We start from the raw sequence: 18809 nt of genomic DNA on the forward strand, positions 1-18809 counted from the left end.
GTCGTATGGTGTGAGCAGATGTAAAGCAATCTGCTCGCCAAAGGCCTTTGCTTCGAATAGTTATAGATCAGTGGTCCGGAAGAAAGCGTGGAGATCTCTGCTTGACGAGCGACGTGATTGCCCAAGGAAAACACCGTTTCTGGATGCTCGATCTTTTGCGGGGAGCATCCGCAGTACTCGTGCTCATCTATCATTCCAGCAACAAGTTTCCCGTCGCTTATGCTGCCGTCGATCTTTTCTTCATGTTAAGCGGCTTCGTCTTGGCTGAAAGATACGGCGAGAGCCTGTTGCAGACAGGTGGCCGCCGAGACTTCATTCATCACCGTATCGCGCGATTGTATCCCGTCTATCTGGTATGCACATTGTTAGGCGCTATTTCGGTTTTCCCATTGATTGGTCATCTGGAAAGCTGGAGCGTCAGCGCTTTTGTCGCTTCATCCGTCACCAGCCTGCTGATCCTCCCAGCTCCGTCGGACACCGTTCTCGGCATTCTGCCCTTCAACGGCCCGGCGTGGTCGTTGTTCTTCGAAGTCGTGGCCAACGCAGTCTTCCTGTTCACCGGGGCTCGCTTCCGGGTGGCCGTTTCAGCTGTTGTGCTATCGACGCCGGCATTTATTGTGGCTTTGTGGCACTTTCGGTACCCGCCGGGCTCCGTTTGGGGCGATATTGTCGGAGGCTTTCCCCGCGTGCTGGCATCTTTCTATGGCGGAGTGCTTATCAGTCGTTTGTGGCGGCAAGGCTTCCGCATCAGGCTTCCTGCCTGGCCCGGCTGGATTTTGGTGGCCGCTCTTATGGTGCTTTATTCGGGATTCATCCTCACCGAGCGAAAATACTATCTGCTCCTGACATTCGTCGCTCACCCGGTCATCATCTGGTTTGGCTTGGGTCTCGAAAGAAACATCCTATTCGATCGCATAGCCACCTGGATGGGCGAGATATCCTACCCGCTCTACCTTGTGCACGTCCCGCTGCTTATTCTTCTCGCAACTTACGGGGTGGGCGATTGTTATGCTTTGCGCAATTATCTGGGGCTCGGAAATACCTCCTGGGGCGGCGAATGCCACCGAGACGCAGTTTCCTTGGTCGTATTCCTTTTGCCGCTGTCATTACTGATGGCGCACTTGATCGCCATCTCGATACAGTCCCCAGGCCGAAAATTGTGGCTTCGTTGGAGGCCTATCTAGCCGTCCAGACTTGATGTTACACTTCGAGACGGCCGGTCACAGGTGGTCCGCGCCGGTTAGACAGGCGGCCCCCGAAGGAGCCGCCTTCCATTTCCTCACGCCGCCAGCGAGGCGATGTCGATGACGAAGCGGTAGCGGACGTCGCTCTTCAGGACGCGTTCATAGGCTTCGTTGACCTGGTCGATGTCGATCTTCTCGATTTCGGAGACGATGTTGTGCTTGCCGCAGAAATCGAGCATTTCCTGGGTTTCCTTGATCGAGCCGATCATCGAGCCGGAAATGCTCTTGCGGCCGGGAATGATCGAGAAGGCATGCACCGGGATCGGGTTCTCCGGCGCGCCGACGACGACGAAGGAGCCGTCCACCTTCAGAAGGCCGAGATAGGCGTTCCAGTCGATCTCGGCGCTGACAGTGCAGATGATCAGGTCGAAGGTACCGGCGAGCTTGGTGAAGGTTTCCGGGTCGTTGGTGGCGTAATATTCCTTGGCGCCGAGCTTCAGACCGTCTTCCTTCTTGGAAAGGGTCTGGGAGAGAACGGTGATGTCGGCGCCCATCGCCGAACCCAGCTTGACGCCCATGTGCCCAAGTCCGCCCATGCCGACGATCGCGACCTTCTTGCCGGGGCCGGCGTTCCAGTGGCGCAGCGGCGAATAGAGTGTGATGCCGGCGCAGAGCAGCGGTGCGGAGGCGTCGAGCGGAAGGTTGTCCGGGATGGACATGACGTAGCCTTCCTTGACGACGATCGAGTCGGAATAGCCGCCCTGGGTGCGCGTCTTGCCGTCGGCTTCGAAGTCGTTGTAGGTGCCGCAGAGGCCCGCCATATATTGTTCGCGGTCGAGATCGCGCTCGGCGCAGCCGACGCAGGAATCGACGAAGCAGCCGACGCCGACACGGTCGCCGACCTTGAACTTGGTGACGGCGGAGCCGACGGCCGAGACAATGCCGGCGATCTCATGGCCCGGTACGATCGGATAGACTGCGTTCTTCCACTCGTTGCGGACGGTGTGGATATCAGAATGGCAGATGCCGGCAAACTTGATGTCGATGACGACATCGTCCGGCCTGGGGTCGCGGCGTTCGAAGGTAAAAGGGGTCAGCGGTTTGGAAGCATCGGTCGCGGCATAGCCTCTTGCAATAGGCATGGGAACCATCCTTTTTCGGTTGTGGGGCGGGGTTGAGCGGGATGGCGCACTATTGCCCGGAACGCTGCGAGGGCGTTAGAGTGATCCTCTCAGCTTTTTGCACGATCCTGCAAAAGTGGGGTGCCTGCCTGTTTGAGAAATGTTCCAGACACTCTAAATGACGGCAGTAACGACGGCGTCGAATAGTTGACAGAAAGAGTTGCCGCATGACCTTGCCTTTCAGCCCCTATCAGGAGATCGTCGACCTCGCGATGCGATTTGCGCCCAGCGACGGCGAGTTCTCGACCGCTATCGGCAATCTTCATATCAGCCGCAGGTCGAAGCCCAGCGATCCCTTGCACAGCAGCTACCGACCCTGCTTCGCCTTCGTGCTGCAGGGGGCCAAAAGCCTGCAGCTCGGCACGGAAATGATCAGCTACGGCACCGGCGATTATCTCTTGACCTCGCTCGATCTGCCGGTCGCCTGGCGGGTTACGGAGGCAAGTCCCGAGGTGCCGCATCTCTGCCTCGGGATGGCGATTGATTCCGAAAAGCTGCTGGAGCTGCTCAGCCGCATCGATGTTCCGCGCCCGGCCTCCCATACCGACGGGCAGCGCGGAATGGTGGTGAGCGTCGCGCCGCCGGAACTCATGGATGCCGCCGTCCGCCTGCTGCGCTTGCTCGATCGTCCAGGCGACATTCCCGCCATGGCGCCGCTGATCGAGCAGGAAATTCTCTACCGGGTGCTGACCGGGCCGCATGGAGCCCGGCTGATCAACATCGCCACGGCAGACAGCCACAGCAACCGGATTGCGCGCGCCGTCGCATGGCTGAAGGAGAATTTCGCGCGGCCGCTGCGCATCGAGGATCTGGCCGAACGCGTCAATATGAGCGTGTCGTCCTTCCATCACCACTTCAAGTCGGTGACGGCGATGACACCGGTGCAGTATCAAAAGCAACTTCGCCTGCACGAGGCGCGCCGGCTAATGCTTATCGAGCGGCTCGACGCTGGCACGGCCGGCCATCGCGTCGGCTATCAAAGTCCCTCGCAATTCAGCCGCGAATACAGCCGCCTCTACGGCGCTTCGCCGGCCCGCGATATCGACGGCGTGCGCGAAATGGTGGCAGCGGAATAGACGCCGGTGGCTGCAAAGCGCGGTATTAAAGGATGCTTGACGTTTCCCGGCTAGGCTGGCGCCATCAATCAAGCAGGCACCGCCGTTCGCATGACGCAAGCACCGTTTCTTTCCATCGTCGCGCCTTGTCACAACGAGGAAGAGGGCCTGCGTGAATTCTGCCGCCGTGCGGCCGCTGCTGCTCGGAGCGTCGCCGGCGATGCATTCGAGATTATCCTCGTCGATGACGGCTCGTCCGACGGCACCTGGGAGATCATTTCGGATCTCGCGGCAAAAGTTCCGCAGGTGCTCGGCGTTCGCCTCCTGCGCAACCACGGCCACCAGCTGGCGTCGACGGCGGGCCTCTCCGCTTCGCGGGGCGAGCGCGTTCTCCTGATCGACGCCGATCTTCAGGATCCGCCCGAGCTGCTTTTGATGATGATGCCGATCATGGAGCGCGGCGCCGACGTCGTCTACGGCCAGCGCACGCGCCGCGAAGGCGAAACCTGGTTCAAGCTCGCGACTGCTTCGCTGTTCTATCGCGCGCTTGCCAGGCTCGCTTCCGTGACCATTCCGCGCGACACCGGTGATTTCCGGCTGATGCGCCGGCGCGTCATCGATATCCTGCTGGCGATGCCGGAGCGCGATCGCTTTATTCGCGGCATGGTGAGCTGGATCGGCGGCCGGCAGGTGGCTCTGCCTTATGAGCGGGACGCGCGCTTTGCCGGCTCGACGAAATATCCGCTGCGCAAGATGATCAATTTCGCGCTGGATGCGATCACCAGCTTTTCGACGACGCCGCTACGCATCGCCACATGGCTCGGCATGATCAGCGCCGGCATCGCGATGGCACTGCTCGTCTATACTTTCGTTCGCTGGCTGCAGGGCGAGACGGTCACCGGCTGGTCGTCCATCATGGCCGCCGTGAGCGCGTTCAGCGCCATCCAGCTGATCTGCATCGGCATCATCGGCGAATATCTCGGCCGTCTCGTGCAGGAGAGCAAGAAGCGGCCGATGTTCATGATCGAAACGATCCTGCGGGGCAGCGAACACGCCGAGCTGCCGACGGTCTTTTCGGAGATGGGAGCCGGCGACAAGCGCGCCGCCCTGGATGCGGCCTTCGGATTCGAAGAGTTGGCATCGTCGCAAAAGAGTAATCGGATCGGATAATGGACCAGATTTCCACACCTGCTGTAGCCGCAGCCGGTTTTGATGAATTGGCAGCCCGGCAGGATTCCACCATTGCGATCGCCGTTTTCGTAGCGTTTGTCGCCATCCTGGTCGTGTTGTTCCGCTTTCCGCCAGTTCTTGATTACGCCAATCACTATGCCCGTATCTGGCTTCTATCCGGAGGCATCGGCGAGCAGCCGTTTCCCGAGATCTATGCGGTCGATTGGAACCGCACCTTCACCAATGTCGGCATCGATCTTCTGGCGATCTGGATAGGGCCTCTTGTCGGCGCGGACAGGCTGGCGCGCGCCTTGCTTTTCCTGGCGATCGTGCTGCCGCCGCTTGGCGCGATCGCGCTGCACCGAACGCTTTTCGGCAGCCGGTCCTACTGGCAGATCGCCATGCTGTCGCTTGGTTGGTGCGCCACCGTGATTGGTGGCTTCATCAATTTCCAGATCGGTCTCGGCATGGCCTTGTTCTTCGCATGCGCCGATCTTCGGCTGCAGCGCCGCAACTTCGCCCTGCTGTTTGCCTGGCGGCTTGCCGCCGCGCTGCTGCTGACGGTGATGCACATCTTCTCGCTCGGCTTCTATATGGCGATCATCTGCGGCCTCGAATTTTCCTGGCGTTTCGACATCTTGCGATCGAAGTCCCGCCTGGTGAGGCTCGCCAGTCGGTTAACACAGGCGCTGGGCGCCTGCGTTTTGCCGCCGATCGCACTCTATCTCCGTTCGCCAGCTTTGCCCAACGCCGGTGATAACGGCCTTGCCCTTGCCTGGAATGACAGCGTCGTCCTGATTGTCATGAATGTGCTCTCCGCGATCACCACATACATTCCGGTGGTAGACGTGGTGATGGTTCTGCCATTGATCCTCATCTGCACACGTGCTTCACGCGCGGGCGATATCCGCGTGCATGCGGGGCTTGCCGTGGCCGCCAGCGGACTGCTGCTGCTCTCTTGTGTTTCGCCTCGCCATATGCTCGGAACCGGATGGATCAGTTGGCGCTTTCCGATCATGACGGCGCTCGTCGCCATGGCGATGGTGTGTCCTTTCGCCAGTCTGACGCGCCGCAAGGCGCTGTTGCTGGCGCTTGTCGTCAATCTCGCGGTTTTCGGCCGGTCGGGCTGGATCGGTTGGAACTGGTGGCTTGCACAAAAGGACGTCGCTGCCGTAGAGACCGTACTCAAAAAGGTGCCGGTCGGCGCGGCCGTTCTGCCCCTGGGGCATGACCCCAGGATGGTGAGCGGCCTTGCGCACTCCAGCCGGTATTTTTTCTTCAGAGAGGAGACTTTCTGGCACCTGCCGACGCTTGCCACGCCTTTCGCGCATGCGTTCGTGCCGACGCTCTTCACCGCGAACGGCAAGCAGCCGCTATCGGTTCTGACACCATGGTCTGAGATCGCGGTCCCCGAAGGCAATCTGCTGTCGATCGGCGTGCTTTCGTGCCCGGCGATGATGCAGGTCTATGAAAACTTCACACCCTATCTGTCGGACTGGCGCGGACGTTTCGATTTCATCCTCGTCGCCAATGCCGATATTCCAGACCGCTATGTCGGCACCGAGATGCCGGCTGGTCTGACGCTGATTGAGGATGCCGGTTTCGCCAAGCTCTACGCGATCGACAAGGCGGCGCCGGCAGAACTGCTTTCGATTCCCGACGGCTGCGCGGCGGCTCTATGACCCGCTGCCTCCCCTGAGATCGAGCGCAAGCTCTCGCGCTTGCCTGGCCGTGTCTTCGTCGCAGATCAGCACGTTGCCGAGGCCGGACAGCAATACGGCCGCGATCGCCTGCGCCTTGTTCAGGCCGCCTGACGCGAAGACGACATTGGGAATGGCGCGCAGGGCTTCCAGCTCGGGAGCGATCGCGCACCTGTTGATCGCATGGTCGATCGGCTGCCCATTCTTATCGACGAACTGGCCGAGCACGTCACCACAGGCACCGGCTGCGAGCAATTCCTCAATGTTGATGTTGCGTGGCAAGCCGTAGCGCATCAGCAGCGAACGCTCGGTCATGTCGCCGATGCTGAGCACGATGACGTCATTGGTCTCGATCTGTCGAAAGGCCGATTCAAAAACATCCTGCCGGATGATTGCCGTCCGCGATTCCGGGCTGCCGGCATAGATCGGTGCAGCAAGATAGGAGCATTCCGCATTGAGCTGGCGGGCAAGGTCGCTTGCAATGTCAAAGGTATTGATTTCGATGCCGTGCGTCAGCCCGCCCATGACCGAATTGACGCAGATATCAGGCCGTCTGAGCGAAGGCATATGCCGCACCATTTCGCGGAGGGTCGCTCCCCACCCGACGCCAACGCCGCGGATATTGCCGGCGTTCAGCAACTGGACGAGATAATCGGCGGCCGCTTGGCCGAGCAGGACGGGAATGAGCTCCTCGTCCTCCGGTGTCGGTACGATGATCGCGCGATTTAGAGAGAATTCCGCCGCCAGCTGCTGCTCCAGGGCGACGCAGGAGGTCAGCCGGGAATTGAGGGTGATCGTCACAAGGCCGGATCGGCGTGCCTCGGCGATGATCTTGTTGACGCGAAGCCTGTTGGTCGAAAGCGCTTCTGCGATTTCGCCCTGCGTGCGTCCCTCCATGTAATAGAGCCAGACCACGCGCACCTGCATCTGCTCGTCCGAGAGCGCTACGGGCGCGGAAGAAGCACTTCGGTTCTGTGACATGCGATAATCTGCGCCTCCGCTTCGACGCCATGGATCTCAAATCCCGGGAGCTTGTCAATCACAGGCGCCCGTCGTCAGCCGCTTCACCCGTTAGTCGGTTCTCCGGCCGGTCGACTTGTTGAATGGATGCAAACCTTTCATGCCTACATGACACGAAATGCGGTCGTTTTCCCGCAGATGTCGATCGGTAGGCACGCTCGCGACGATGCGCGTCCGGCTGTCGTCGATGCGCAGATGCACGTTGTTCTCATCGCCGACGGTTTCGATCAATTCGACATGGGCATCGAACCGGAGCTCATGCGCCGATCCGGCGCCGAGGTTGATCGAACCGGGTCTGATGCCGACGAGATCCGTATCTCTCGGAAGCGCGAGGTCGCTGGGGCCGAGTTCATCCAGTTCGATCAGGTTCATCGGCGGAGAACCGATGAAGCCGGCGACGAAGACGGTTTCGGGACGGCGATACACCTCGATCGGTGTCCCGATCTGCTCAATTCGGCCGCCGTTCATGACGACAAGCCTGTCGGCGAGCGTCATCGCCTCGAGCTGGTCGTGCGTCACATAGAGGCTGGTCGTCTTGAGCTGCCGCTGCAACCTCCGAATTTCGACGCGCATTTGCACGCGAAGCTTCGCATCCAGATTGGACAAGGGTTCGTCGAAGAGGAAGGCGGCGGGATCGCGGACGATAGCGCGGCCCATGGCGACGCGTTGGCGCTGTCCGCCTGAGAGCTGACGGGGGCGTCGCTCGAGAAATTCGCCAATTTCCAGAATGTCGGCGGCGTCAGCGATCCGCCGGTCGATCTCGTGGCGAGGAACGCGGCGGTTCTTGAGTCCGTATTCGAGATTCTGCCGAACGGTCATGTGAGGATAGAGCGCGTAGTTCTGGAAGACCATCGCGATGTTGCGGTCGGCCGGATCGACATGGCCAACGTCGTTGCCTGATATCCTAAGGTGCCCGGAGCTTATGGCTTCGAGGCCCGCAATCATCCGCAGCAAGGTCGATTTTCCGCATCCTGATGGGCCGACCAGCACAATCATTTCGCCGTCCGCGACAGTCAGATTGATGCCTTTCACCGCGGGAACCGGTCCGTAGTTCTTCTTCAGGTCGATCAGTTCGATAGCCGCCATGGCATCCTTCCTCCGAGGTCGTCATACATTTGTAACACGCTATTGACATTTGTAACAAGTGACCCCAACCTTGTTTTATCGCCGCTCTGGGAGGGGTTGACCGGCGCTCCACGCACCGGTCGGCGAACAAAGGCAATGGAGAGGAAAACGAAATGACGGCAATGTCTTTGATAGGATCCCGTTTCGGACGGACAATCCGGTCAATCGCGGCGGGCGCTGCATTGGTGGCGCTCGGGTTGACGAATGCAGGCCACGCCAGCGCCGCCGATCGCGTCAAGATCGAATGGTGGAATGCGGCAGGCGGCCGCCTGGCCGAAATTACCACCCAGCTGATTAAGGACTTCAACGCCTCGCAGGACAAATACGAGGTCGTCGGCATCGGCAAAGGCAATTACGAGGAAACCATGGCGGCGATGGTGGCCGCCTACCGCGTCCATCAGCAGCCGGTGCTGATCCAGGCCGCCGAGCGCGGGTTCCTCACCATGTACAATTCCGGCGCCATCATTCCAGTGCCGCAGCTGATGGAGAAGGAAGGCTACAAGGTCGACTGGAATGATTTCGTCGCGCCGGTCGCCGGCTTCTATCTGGTCGACGGCAAGCCGGCGGCGATGCCCTTCAACAGCTCAACGCCGATCTTCTGGTACAATGCCGATCACTTCAAGGCAGCCGGCTTCGACAAGCCGGGCGAGACCTGGCAGGAGCTCGACAAGCAACTGCGCGCTATCAAGGAGAAAGGTGTCTCGAAGTGCCAGATGGCGCTTGCGAACGACTTCTACTGGAGCCTGATCGAGAACTACGCGGCGATCCAGGACCAGCCTTACGGCACCAAGGCGAATGGCTTCGGCGGCCTCGACACCGAATTCATCTTCAACAAGAGCCCATTGGTGGTCGGTCAGGTGACACGCCTCAAGACGTGGATGGACGCCGGCATACTGCAGATCGCCGGGCAGGGGCTCTCGCCAGACCAGCTGTTCACCTCTGGAACCTGCTCGACTTATGTGGCCTCCACCGCGGCGCACGCCGCCGTCGAGAGCGGAGCGAAATTCAATTGGAGCGCAACGTTTCTGTCGCATGAGGAAGGCATCGAGCCGAAAAACAGCACCATTGGCGGCGGGGCCCTCTGGGTTCTCAAAGGCAAGTCCGAAGAAGAATATGCCGGCGCGGCGGCCTTCCTGAACTTCGTCGCCTCACCGAAGACGCAGGTCTGGTGGAGCAAGCAGACAGGCTATGTCCCGGTGACGAACACAGCCTATGAGCAGGCCAAGTCCGAGGGCTACTTCAAGGACCACCCGACCCGCGAGATCGCCATTCTCCAGCTCACGCGCGGTACCCCGACAGACAATTCGCGCGGCTTCCGCTTCGGCAATCATAACCAGTCGATGGCGCTTCTGGTGGAAGAGATCCAGGGTGTCTGGACCGGCCAGAAGACCCCGCAACAGGCGCTGGATGCGGCGGCGACCCGCGGAAACCAGATCCTTCGCCAGTATGAGCAGCTTCATGCAGCAAAGTAGAACCTTGGGAAGGATGGAAGGCGCCGCGCGGCGCCTTCGCATCCCCGATCTTCTGTCGACGGGCCGCTCGGTCGCGCAGCCGTCGGAGGCCGGGTTGAAGTCCGCCCACTTCAACAGACCGTGGCTTGCCTTCGGCCTTGTCGCGCCGCAGCTGCTGATCCTGCTGTTCTTCTTTTTCATTCCCTCTTACAAGGCGCTATCGCTGGCCTTCGTTCAGGTCGATCCCTTCGGCGGCACCGAGATTTTCGTCGGACTGACAAATTTCTACAATCTCTTCGCCAGCCCAGAATATCGCGGCAGCGCGCTGTTCACGCTCTGGTTCACCGTTGCACAGAACTGCGCGACGCTTCTGCTTGCCGGGCTGTTTGCCTTCGCGACCGATTTTGTGATCAGGGGCAGGGGGATCTACAAGAGCATCATCCTCCTTCCATATGCGATCGCGCCTGTCATATCGGGCGTGATCTGGGCCTTCCTGTTCAATCCGGCGATTGGGCCGATCGCGCAGCTTCTGCACGGGTTCGGCTTCGAATGGGATCCGAACCGGCGGCCTTTCGATGCGCAGCTGCTGGTGACTATCGCTTCTGTCTGGAAGAATGTCTGCTACGACTACATCTTTCTCGTCGCCGCATTGCTTGCCGTGCCTGTCTCGCTTCTGGAAGCGGCAAAGCTCGACGGCGCAAGACCCGTCCGGCGCTTCTTCACGATTTCACTTCCGCTGATCTCGCCGACGATCTTCTTCCTCGTGGTGATGAACTTCGTCTACGGCCTGTTTGAAACCTTCGGCATTATCGACGCGGTCACCCGCGGCGGCCCGGCCGGGGCGACGAACAGCCTGGTCTACAAGGTGTATCAGGATGGTTTCGTGCAGCTAGACCTTGGCTCGTCGGCCGCGCAATCCGTGCTTTTGATGCTGATCGCCATCCTCTTCACCATCGTTCAATTCCGCGCGCTCGAGCGCAAGGTCAATTACCAGGTGTAGCCATGCCCGAACGCCATCTCGGTCTTTCGATCTTCTGCCACGCCATATTGCTGATCGGCGCGGTTTTTGTCTGCCTGCCGCTCTACTTCGCCTTCGTCGCCGGCTCGCTGACCTTGCCGGAGGTTCAGCAGGCGCCGTTCCCGGTGGTGCCGGGCTCGCATTTCTTCGAAAACCTGGCCGCCGCCTGGCAACAGGGCGAGTTCTCCCAGCTGTTCCTGAATTCGATCATCGTCACCGCCGGCATCGTCGTCGGCAAGCTGGCGATCTCGCTGATCGCCGCGTTCGGCGTCACCTATTTCCGCTTCCCGTTCCGCATGACGGCGTTCTGGCTGATCTTCGTGTCGCTGATGCTTCCGGTCGAGGTCCGCATCATTCCGACCTATGAAGCGGTCGCAGATGCGGCCGGGCCGATCCGCTGGCTGGCTGGCACGATCGGCCTGTCAGGTATCGTCGAAAACCTGACCGGATACAGCATCGAAGCCTCGTTGAAATGGAACATGGTCAACAGCTATGCTGGCCTCATCCTGCCGCTGATCGCCTCCGCCTCGGCGACCTTCCTGTTCCGGCAGTTTTTCCTGACCGTTCCCGACGAACTTTGCGAGGCGGCCAAGCTCGACGGCGCCGGCCCTCTAAAGTTCTTCAAGGATATCCTGCTGCCGCTGTCGAGCGCCAATATCGCTGCGCTATCGATCATCCTGTTTCTCTATGGCTGGAACCAGTATTTGTGGCCGCTGCTCTTCACCACCGACAAGGAGATGGGAACGGCCGTCCTCGGGCTGAAGCAGCTCGTCCCGGTCTCCGACTCCGCGCCCGCCTGGAACATTGCGATGAGCGCTGCGCTGCTCGTCATGCTGCCGCCGGCGGCTGTCATTCTCTTCATGCAACGCTGGTTCACAAAGGGAATGGTGGACTCCGGAAAGTAACACGCGACATCTCAAGGATATTCAGACGATGGTGCATATCATCGGCCACCGTGGCGGCCGCAATCTCTGGCCCGAGAACAGTCTCTCGGGATTCCGCAAACTCGCGCAGATGCCTGTCGACGGCGTGGAGTTCGACATCCACCTGACGCGTTCGGGCGAAATGCTCGCCATTCACGACCCGACGCTGGAGCGCACAACGGATGCGCGTGGGCCGGTCGCCGATCTCGGCTCGGGAAAACATCGTGAAATCAGCCTCAAGGACAGTGACGGGGAAGCAATCCCCACCCTGGAAGAGGTCCTCGCCGTCTTCAAGAATACGCCCCTCGAGCTTCATATCGAACTGAAGACCCACGCCGATGGGACGCCTTACGAGGGGCTCGCCGCCGAGGCATTTGCCGCCGTCGAGCGGCTTGGTCTTATGGAGCGCTCGATCCTGACGAGTTTTCATCCCGACGTGCTTGCCGATATTCGCAAGGCCGCCCCTGGAATTCGCACCTTGTCGTCCTTCGACGCCAAGTCTGCCGAGCGTCTCGGCCTTGCGAGCGGCCTCAGCCTGATGATGCAATATTCGGATATCGTCGCCGTCGAAAAGTCGCTGCTTCAGGCGAAGTGGGAGGAGATCACCAGGATCGTGCCGCTCGACCGGCTCGGGGCCTGGGTTCCGAACGAAATGAGCGATCTCGAATATTGGCTTGCCAAACCGATCAGACAGATAACCACGGACCGTCCGGACCTCGCCTTGCAGGCGCGGGGGTGAGGCATGCTCAATAGCCGCATCGATTATCCCGGCATGTCAGGCACCATGGACAGCGTCGATCTCGTGATCTTCGATTGCGACGGCGTGCTGATCGACAGCGAACCGATTGCCAGCCGTACCCTGGCGGAAACGCTCCAAGGCGCAGGCATTGCGATCACCGCAGCGCAGGCTCATGTCAAGTTCACCGGCAATTCGGAAAGCATCATCGCCGAGATGTGCCGGCACGAATACGGGATCATCGATATCGCTACGTTGTTCGAAAAGTGGCATCTTCATCTATTCGAGGAATTCGCGCGCTCGCTGACGCCCATTGCCGGCATTGCCGAGGTCGTCAACAGTCTCGACCGCCCTAAATGCGTCGCATCGAACAGCACGATGCGGCGGCTGCGCAACAGCTTGGGCAAACTCGATCTCTGGAGCGCCTTCGGGGAAGGCGTCTTCAGCGCCGAATTCGTCTCCCGGCCGAAGCCGGCCCCCGATCTGCTGCTGCATTGCGCCGAGCGTTTCCGGGCCCGGCCGGCCAGATGCATCATGATCGACGACAGCGTTCATGGTGTGGCGGCAGCAATCGCCGCAGGCATGGCGGCCATCGGATTCGTCGATCCGGCCGATCCGAGGCCGGGCCGCCGCGCCGTGCTTGATGCCGCCGGAGCCGCCGCCGTTGCGACTGGGGCGGGGGAGCTCCCCGCCATTCTGGAAAAAGTCGGAGGGAGGCTGTGATGGCGCCCCGGGCGGAGGGCGCATTCAGCGCCAGCCTCCTTGCCATGTCGCCGTGACCGCGTAATGTCCCTGGAGGCGGGGATTTTTCCAGACAACAGACATTGAAGATCGACTGCAGCTGCTAATCAACCCGATCCTTGCCGATCCGAAACGAGAGATCATGAGCGACACATCTCACACCGCAGAAGCCGGCGCCAAATATGTCATCGGCGTCGATGTCGGCACCGGCAGCGCCCGGGCCGGCCTGTTCGATATGGCCGGCAGCATGCTTGCCTCCGCCAAGCGGAATATCAGCCTGTTTCATGAAGCCGGTTCCATCGTTGAACAATCGAGCAGCGAAATCTGGAGCGCCGTTTGCGCGGCTGTGCGAGAGGCCGTCGCCGCTGCCGGCGTCGATCCGGCTTCAGTGGTCGGGCTCGGTTTTGACGCCACCTGCTCGCTCGTCGTCCTCGGCGAAGGGGGCAAGCCGCTTCCAGTCGGGCCTTCGGAAGATCCGGACCGGGACATCATCGTCTGGATGGACCACCGCGCCGTCCCGCAGGCGGAGCGCATCAACGCCGTCGGGCATGACGTGCTGCGCTATGTCGGCGGCCGCATCTCGCCCGAGATGGAGACGCCCAAGCTTCTCTGGCTCAGGGAAAACCGCCCCGAGGTATTCGATGCCGCCTGGCAATTCTTCGATCTTGCGGATTTCCTCACCTGGCGAGCGACCGGCGACCTCTCGCGCTCGACCTGCACGGTCACCTGCAAATGGACCTATCTCGCTCATGAGAAGCGGTGGGACAGCGGTTATTTCCATCAGATCGGTCTCGGCGTGCTGGCGGAGGAAGGGTTTGCCCGCATCGGCAAAGTCATTGTCGAGCCCGGTTCGGCGCTCGGCCAGGGGCTGAGCGCGGCTGCGGCGGAGGAACTCGGGCTGACGCCCGGAACTGCCGTGGCAGCCGGGCTGATCGATGCTCATGCGGGCGGTGTCGGAACCGTCGGCGCCGATCCGCGAGCCAACCTTGCCTATGTCTTCGGGACCTCTTCCTGCACGATGACATCGACGACAGAACCGTCTTTCGTGCCCGGAGTCTGGGGGCCCTATTATTCGGCGATGGTGCCGGGCCTCTGGCTGAACGAGGGCGGCCAGAGCGCCGCCGGCGCGGCGATCGATTACCTTCTCTCCTTCCATCCAGCGGCCGGCGAGGCGAGGGAGCTTGCGAAGAGCGCCGGCGTTGCGCTGCCGGTCCTGCTTGCCGACATGGCCACCCGCAAGACGGGCCGTTCTTCCGACGCCGTCAGGCTGGTGGCCGGGCTGCATGTCGTTCCCGAATTCCTCGGCAACCGTGCACCCTTTGCCGATCCGCACGCCCGCGCGGTCATTGCCGGTCTCGGCATGGAACGGGACGTCGACAACATGGTCGCGCTCTACATCGCCGGGCTTTGCGGCATCGGCTACGGCCTCAGGCAGATCATCGACACGCAGGCCGAGGCGGGCGTGACCGTCGATAACATCGTCATCAGCGGCGGGGCCGGTCAGCACGATCTCGTCCGCCAGGTGCTCGCCGATGCGAGCGGCAAGCCAGTGGTGGCGACGAAGGCCGAGGAGCCGGTATTGCTGGGAGCGGCCATTCTCGGCGCTGTCGCCGGCCGGCAATTTGCCGATGTTGGCGAGGCAATGAGCGATCTCACCAAGGTGGAAAAGCGTTTTCAGCCGTCAGAAGGCGAGATTTCAGATCTTCACCGCAGGCGTTACGAAGCGTTCAAGGAGCTTCAGACTTTGGCGCGCAAGCTTCGCAGCGATGGCTGACAGCGCTGCGCGACAAATGCCGCGAACTAGTTATTGATGGCGATGATCGCCCAATGGCTTTCCTCGCAGGCGTTGTCGTCGCAGACTGCACCCATCCAGACAGCGCCATTTGCAAGCATGACTCCTTCGCTGCTGACGAAGAGATCCTCATATTGCTGGCCGCCGACAGCGCGACGGGTCTCCGGCGTCACCAGATCGTCGAAATTCTGGATGAAATCCTCGGCGTTTTCGACATCATAGGTTTCGCCATCTGCCTTTACGCTCAGGGGATATTCGGCAAGGCCTGCGATGGTCTCGGCATCGCCGCTGCGCATCGCCTGGACGAGCTGGCGCAGCGGCCGGTCGAAGCCGGCGGCATCACCGTGCAATTCCTCGATGCGGTTATAGACTTCACTATCCGACTGCGCGGCGGCGCGATCGGTGAAGGGCGTCGTTGCCAGGAGCATCGCTCCGGCTAGGAGAAGGGCAGCAGGTAGACGCGACATAGAAAGCTCCCGGCAAATGACATTATGAAGCATTATGGAATCTCAATCCGCTGTCCGCCTATCCAATTCTGGTGAGCCACCGGCCTTTCCCGTATAAAAATCTGCCGGGCCTGCTTGACGGCCTCATCGGATTGCCGCATAAAGGTCGCGAACCGTACCGTACGGTACGTATATGGGAGCCCTGACCGTGTCCGTCGATATTGCTGAGCCGAGCGAATTTTCGTCGCGCCAGAACGCCGTTCTGGAGCAGGCGCTGCGGCTGCTCGTTGATGGCGGCGAGAAGGCGCTGACGACCTCCGGTGTTGCGCGCGCCGCCAATTGCTCGAAGGAAAGCCTCTACAAGTGGTTCGGCGATCGCGACGGCTTATTGTCGGCGATGATCGCCTATCAGGCGAGCAAGGTGCGCACCTTCGAGCGCAATGGCGAACGGCTTACGGCGACGAGCCTGCACGACCATGTCGTCATCTTCGCCCGCGACCTGCTGGAAGTGCTTGCCGGCGACGTCTCGCTGGCGCTGAACCGGCTGGCGATCGGCCAATCCCACCGCGACGGCTCGAAGCTCGGCAAGCTCCTGCTCGAACGCGGCCGCCGCCAGATTGACCGGCGCGCCATGGCGCTGATCGATGCCGGCAAGAGGGCAGGGCTTCTGCGCTTTGCCGATGCCGACGAAGCCTATCACACGCTTTACGGCCTTGTTGTTTCCGACCTGCATGTGCGCATGCTGCTCGGCGAACCGGGCCTCAAGGATACCGCACGCCAGGCGGAGAGGGCGGTGACCGCCTTCCTCCGGCTTTACGGCACGGAGAAGGTTCTGGCGGAGATGCCGGCTCTCGGCTGATTTCGCCTTAATGACAGTCAACAGGACAAGCACAAGGGAAGGAACTTCAAATGCGCGTCTATTACGATCGTGATGCCGATCTCAACCTCATCAAGGCCAAGAAGGTCGCCGTCATCGGCTACGGCTCGCAGGGCCGCGCCCATGCGCTGAACCTGAAGGACAGCGGCGCCCAGAACGTCGCCATCGCGCTCAAGGCCGGTTCGCCCACGATCAAGAAGGCCGAGGCCGATGGCTTCAAGGTCATGACCGTCGCCGAAGCCGCCGGATGGGCCGACCTGATGATGATGGCGACGCCGGACGAACTCCAGGCCGACATCTACAAGTCGGACATCGCTCCGAACATCCGCGACGGCGCTGCCATCGCTTTCGCCCACGGTCTCAACGTCCATTTCGGCCTGATCGAGCCGAAAGCTTCCGTCGACGTCGTCATGATCGCCCCGAAGGGCCCGGGCCACACGGTTCGCGGCGAATACCAAAAGGGCGGCGGCGTTCCCTGCCTCGTTGCCGTTCATCAGAACGCCTCCGGCAACGCCCTTGAACTCGCTCTCTCCTACGCCTGCGGCGTTGGCGGCGGCCGTTCCGGCATCATCGAAACTAACTTCCGCGAAGAATGCGAAACCGACCTTTTCGGCGAACAGGTCGTTCTCTGCGGCGGTCTCGTCGAGCTCATCCGCGCCGGTTTCGAAACGCTGGTTGAGGCTGGCTATGCGCCTGAAATGGCCTATTTCGAGTGCCTGCACGAAGTGAAGCTGATCGTCGACTTGATCTATGAAGGCGGCATCGCCAACATGAACTACTCGATCTCCAACACGGCCGAGTGGGGCGAATACGTCACCGGCCCGCGCATCATCACCGAAGAAACCAAGGCTGAGATGAAGCGCGTGCTCAAGGACATCCAGACCGGCAAGTTCACCTCCGAATGGATGCAGGAATACCGGTCGGGTGCGGCCCGCTTCAAGGGCATCCGCCGCAACAACGACAGCCATCAGATCGAGGAAGTCGGCGCCAAGCTGCGCGGCATGATGCCCTGGATCGGCAAGAACAAGCTGGTCGACAAATCGGTCAACTAAGCTGGTTCAGCGAAGCAAAACGGAAAGGCCGGAGTAAAAGCTCCAGCCTCCAGACTGCAGATAACCCCCGGCTGAGCTGGGGGTTATCTGATTCATTGCGACATACTGAAGAAAGCTGCTCCCGAACCAAGAGGCGAGCTGCGGTTTGTTGGGAACGGAACTGGAGTTGGTCGGTTAGTGGAATCTATTCGATCTGCTTCAGGGACCAGATGTCTAAGGCCGGAATTCTTACCTTTCATCGCTGCATAAATTATGGCTCCTACTGGCAGGCACGCTGTCTGGCCGAGGGCCTCGCGTCCATGGGAGTAGAAGCCGTTCTTCTGGAACACATGTCTGATCGCGTGAACCGCGCGGAATGGCAATGCGCGCTGCAACCGCTGCTTCCTGCCGCAACGCCGAAGGAAGACTACCCGCTCTACAAAGCGAAGATCCGGAAATTCTTTCAATCGTTTGCCAGCTTGCCTCTTTCATCGCCGTTTCCCTTGGAGAACCCAGCCGCGATGGACGACTATTCGCTCATCGTCGTCGGCAGCGACGAGGTGTGGAACCTTCGCCATCCCTGGTATGGTGGGTATCCGGTGTTTTATGGAGAAGGCCTGCGATGCGGGCGTCTTGTCTCCTATGCCGCGACGTTTGGAAGTCTGACATCGTCGGAGCGACTGGAGGGGTGGGCGGAAAAGCTGCGAAAGTTCTCTCATATTTCTGTCCGGGACCTCCATTCGGAGCGGATCATCCGCGAGACATTGGGAATAGAGCCCGAACTCGTTCTCGACCCCTGCCTGCAATTTCCGCAGACGATGAAGGCGAGCCGGCATGACGGGGAGGCGGCAGGCTATATAGCCGTCTACGGCCACAGTTTTCCCACATGGTTTCAGGATACCGTGCGCCGGTGGGCAGGAGACCGGGAATATCCGCTCGTCAGCATCGGCTATCGGAACGATTGGGCCGATGAGCAATGGATTGACGCCGGCCCGGAGGACTTCGCCAGCTTTATTTCCGAAGCAAAGGCTGTCGTGACGAACTTCTTTCATGGATGCGTGTTCTCGCTTGTCAACGAGAAGCCGTTTGCATGCGTCCTCTCCGATTACCGTTCCAACAAGATTCGCGATCTAACGCGGCTCGTCCGAGCTGATGATCATGTTCTGACCGAAGATACGACTTCCACGCATCTGGATGGCATCCTCGGTAATCCCCTTCCTATGGGCATTTCGCAGCGGATATCTTCGCTGCGCGACACATCCAACGCCTATCTCAGCCATGCCTTGCAATAGCTCCGGTCAAAAGAATCGGCTCGCGCCAGGCATGGCTCCCAAGGATATTGCAGGCTCCGGCTGCTGC

Annotated in this window: 17 protein-coding genes; 13 read left to right on the plus strand and 4 right to left on the minus strand. The window is 60.6% G+C overall.

Annotated elements, in window-relative coordinates:
• Positions 1 to 101: 101 nt before the first annotated feature.
• Complete coding sequence (locus FHT70_RS14440) at positions 102 to 1184, plus strand: acyltransferase (RefSeq protein ID WP_183702330.1); 1083 nt, start codon at positions 102 to 104, stop codon at positions 1182 to 1184.
• A gap of 95 nt (positions 1185 to 1279) precedes the next feature.
• Here FHT70_RS14440 and FHT70_RS14445 read toward each other — a convergent pair whose 3' ends face one another.
• A complete protein-coding gene (locus tag FHT70_RS14445; RefSeq protein WP_183702333.1) occupies positions 1280 to 2326 on the minus strand; it encodes an NAD(P)-dependent alcohol dehydrogenase in 1047 nt (348 codons plus the stop codon).
• Positions 2327 to 2532: 206 nt separating this feature from the next.
• Between FHT70_RS14445 and FHT70_RS14450 the strand changes: the two genes are divergently transcribed.
• The 3 genes from FHT70_RS14450 (at position 2533) to FHT70_RS14460 (ending at position 6272) form a co-directional block, all read left to right on the plus strand.
• Complete coding sequence (locus tag FHT70_RS14450) at positions 2533 to 3441, plus strand: AraC family transcriptional regulator (RefSeq protein WP_183702336.1); 909 nt, start codon at positions 2533 to 2535, stop codon at positions 3439 to 3441.
• A 90-nt stretch (positions 3442 to 3531) separates the two neighbouring features.
• Positions 3532 to 4590 carry a glycosyltransferase family 2 protein gene (locus FHT70_RS14455; protein WP_183702338.1) on the plus strand — a complete coding sequence of 353 codons (1059 nt, stop codon included), beginning with the start codon at positions 3532 to 3534 and terminating at the stop codon, positions 4588 to 4590.
• A complete protein-coding gene (locus tag FHT70_RS14460) occupies positions 4590 to 6272 on the plus strand; it encodes a hypothetical protein (protein ID WP_183702341.1) in 1683 nt (560 codons plus the stop codon). Before FHT70_RS14455 ends, FHT70_RS14460 begins: the two co-directional genes overlap by 1 nt.
• On the opposite strand, the gene FHT70_RS14465 is transcribed toward FHT70_RS14460, so the two are convergent.
• Together FHT70_RS14465 and FHT70_RS14470 are read right to left on the minus strand one after the other, a co-directional pair.
• Positions 6267 to 7271, minus strand: coding sequence for a sugar-binding transcriptional regulator (locus FHT70_RS14465; protein WP_183702343.1), 1005 nt, complete (start codon positions 7269 to 7271; stop codon positions 6267 to 6269). The two genes, FHT70_RS14460 and FHT70_RS14465, sit on opposite strands and share 6 nt — an antisense overlap.
• Before the next feature lie 90 nt (positions 7272 to 7361).
• Positions 7362 to 8396 carry a sn-glycerol-3-phosphate import ATP-binding protein UgpC gene (locus tag FHT70_RS14470; RefSeq protein WP_183702345.1) on the minus strand — a complete coding sequence of 345 codons (1035 nt, stop codon included), beginning with the start codon at positions 8394 to 8396 and terminating at the stop codon, positions 7362 to 7364.
• Positions 8397 to 8548: 152 nt separating this feature from the next.
• Between FHT70_RS14470 and FHT70_RS14475 the strand changes: the two genes are divergently transcribed.
• From FHT70_RS14475 to FHT70_RS14500, 6 genes are all read left to right on the plus strand, one after another.
• Positions 8549 to 9907 (plus strand): extracellular solute-binding protein, encoded by a 1359-nt coding sequence (locus FHT70_RS14475; protein ID WP_183702347.1) that lies wholly within the window; start codon positions 8549 to 8551, stop codon positions 9905 to 9907.
• Between the two features lie 13 nt (positions 9908 to 9920).
• A complete protein-coding gene (locus tag FHT70_RS14480) occupies positions 9921 to 10886 on the plus strand; it encodes an ABC transporter permease subunit (RefSeq protein ID WP_183702547.1) in 966 nt (321 codons plus the stop codon).
• Between the two features lie 2 nt (positions 10887 to 10888).
• Entirely contained in the window at positions 10889 to 11809 is a 921-nt protein-coding gene (locus FHT70_RS14485; protein ID WP_183702350.1) for an ABC transporter permease subunit, read from the plus strand.
• A gap of 28 nt (positions 11810 to 11837) precedes the next feature.
• Positions 11838 to 12566 (plus strand): glycerophosphodiester phosphodiesterase family protein, encoded by a 729-nt coding sequence (locus FHT70_RS14490; RefSeq protein ID WP_183702353.1) that lies wholly within the window; start codon positions 11838 to 11840, stop codon positions 12564 to 12566.
• 3 nt (positions 12567 to 12569) lie between these two features.
• Entirely contained in the window at positions 12570 to 13286 is a 717-nt protein-coding gene (locus FHT70_RS14495) for an HAD-IA family hydrolase (RefSeq protein ID WP_183702355.1), read from the plus strand.
• Between the two features lie 160 nt (positions 13287 to 13446).
• Positions 13447 to 15078: an FGGY-family carbohydrate kinase gene (locus FHT70_RS14500; RefSeq protein WP_183702358.1), complete on the plus strand. Its 1632-nt coding sequence runs from the start codon at positions 13447 to 13449 to the stop codon at positions 15076 to 15078.
• Positions 15079 to 15104: 26 nt separating this feature from the next.
• Here FHT70_RS14500 and FHT70_RS14505 read toward each other — a convergent pair whose 3' ends face one another.
• Positions 15105 to 15563, minus strand: coding sequence for a hypothetical protein (locus FHT70_RS14505; RefSeq protein WP_183702361.1), 459 nt, complete (start codon positions 15561 to 15563; stop codon positions 15105 to 15107).
• A gap of 172 nt (positions 15564 to 15735) precedes the next feature.
• Between FHT70_RS14505 and FHT70_RS14510 the strand changes: the two genes are divergently transcribed.
• The 3 genes from FHT70_RS14510 to FHT70_RS14520 all read left to right on the plus strand — a co-directional run bounded on the left by FHT70_RS14510 (position 15736) and on the right by FHT70_RS14520 (position 18742).
• Positions 15736 to 16401, plus strand: a complete 666-nt coding sequence (locus FHT70_RS14510) for a TetR/AcrR family transcriptional regulator C-terminal domain-containing protein (RefSeq protein WP_183702365.1) — start codon at positions 15736 to 15738, stop codon at positions 16399 to 16401.
• A 50-nt stretch (positions 16402 to 16451) separates the two neighbouring features.
• A complete protein-coding gene (gene ilvC / locus FHT70_RS14515) occupies positions 16452 to 17471 on the plus strand; it encodes a ketol-acid reductoisomerase (protein ID WP_064705499.1) in 1020 nt (339 codons plus the stop codon).
• A 209-nt stretch (positions 17472 to 17680) separates the two neighbouring features.
• Positions 17681 to 18742, plus strand: coding sequence for a polysaccharide pyruvyl transferase family protein (locus tag FHT70_RS14520; RefSeq protein ID WP_097598034.1), 1062 nt, complete (start codon positions 17681 to 17683; stop codon positions 18740 to 18742).
• Positions 18743 to 18809 lie beyond the last annotated feature (67 nt).

The organism is Rhizobium sp. BK049 (genome assembly GCF_014193135.1).
GTDB lineage: Bacteria > Pseudomonadota > Alphaproteobacteria > Rhizobiales > Rhizobiaceae > Rhizobium.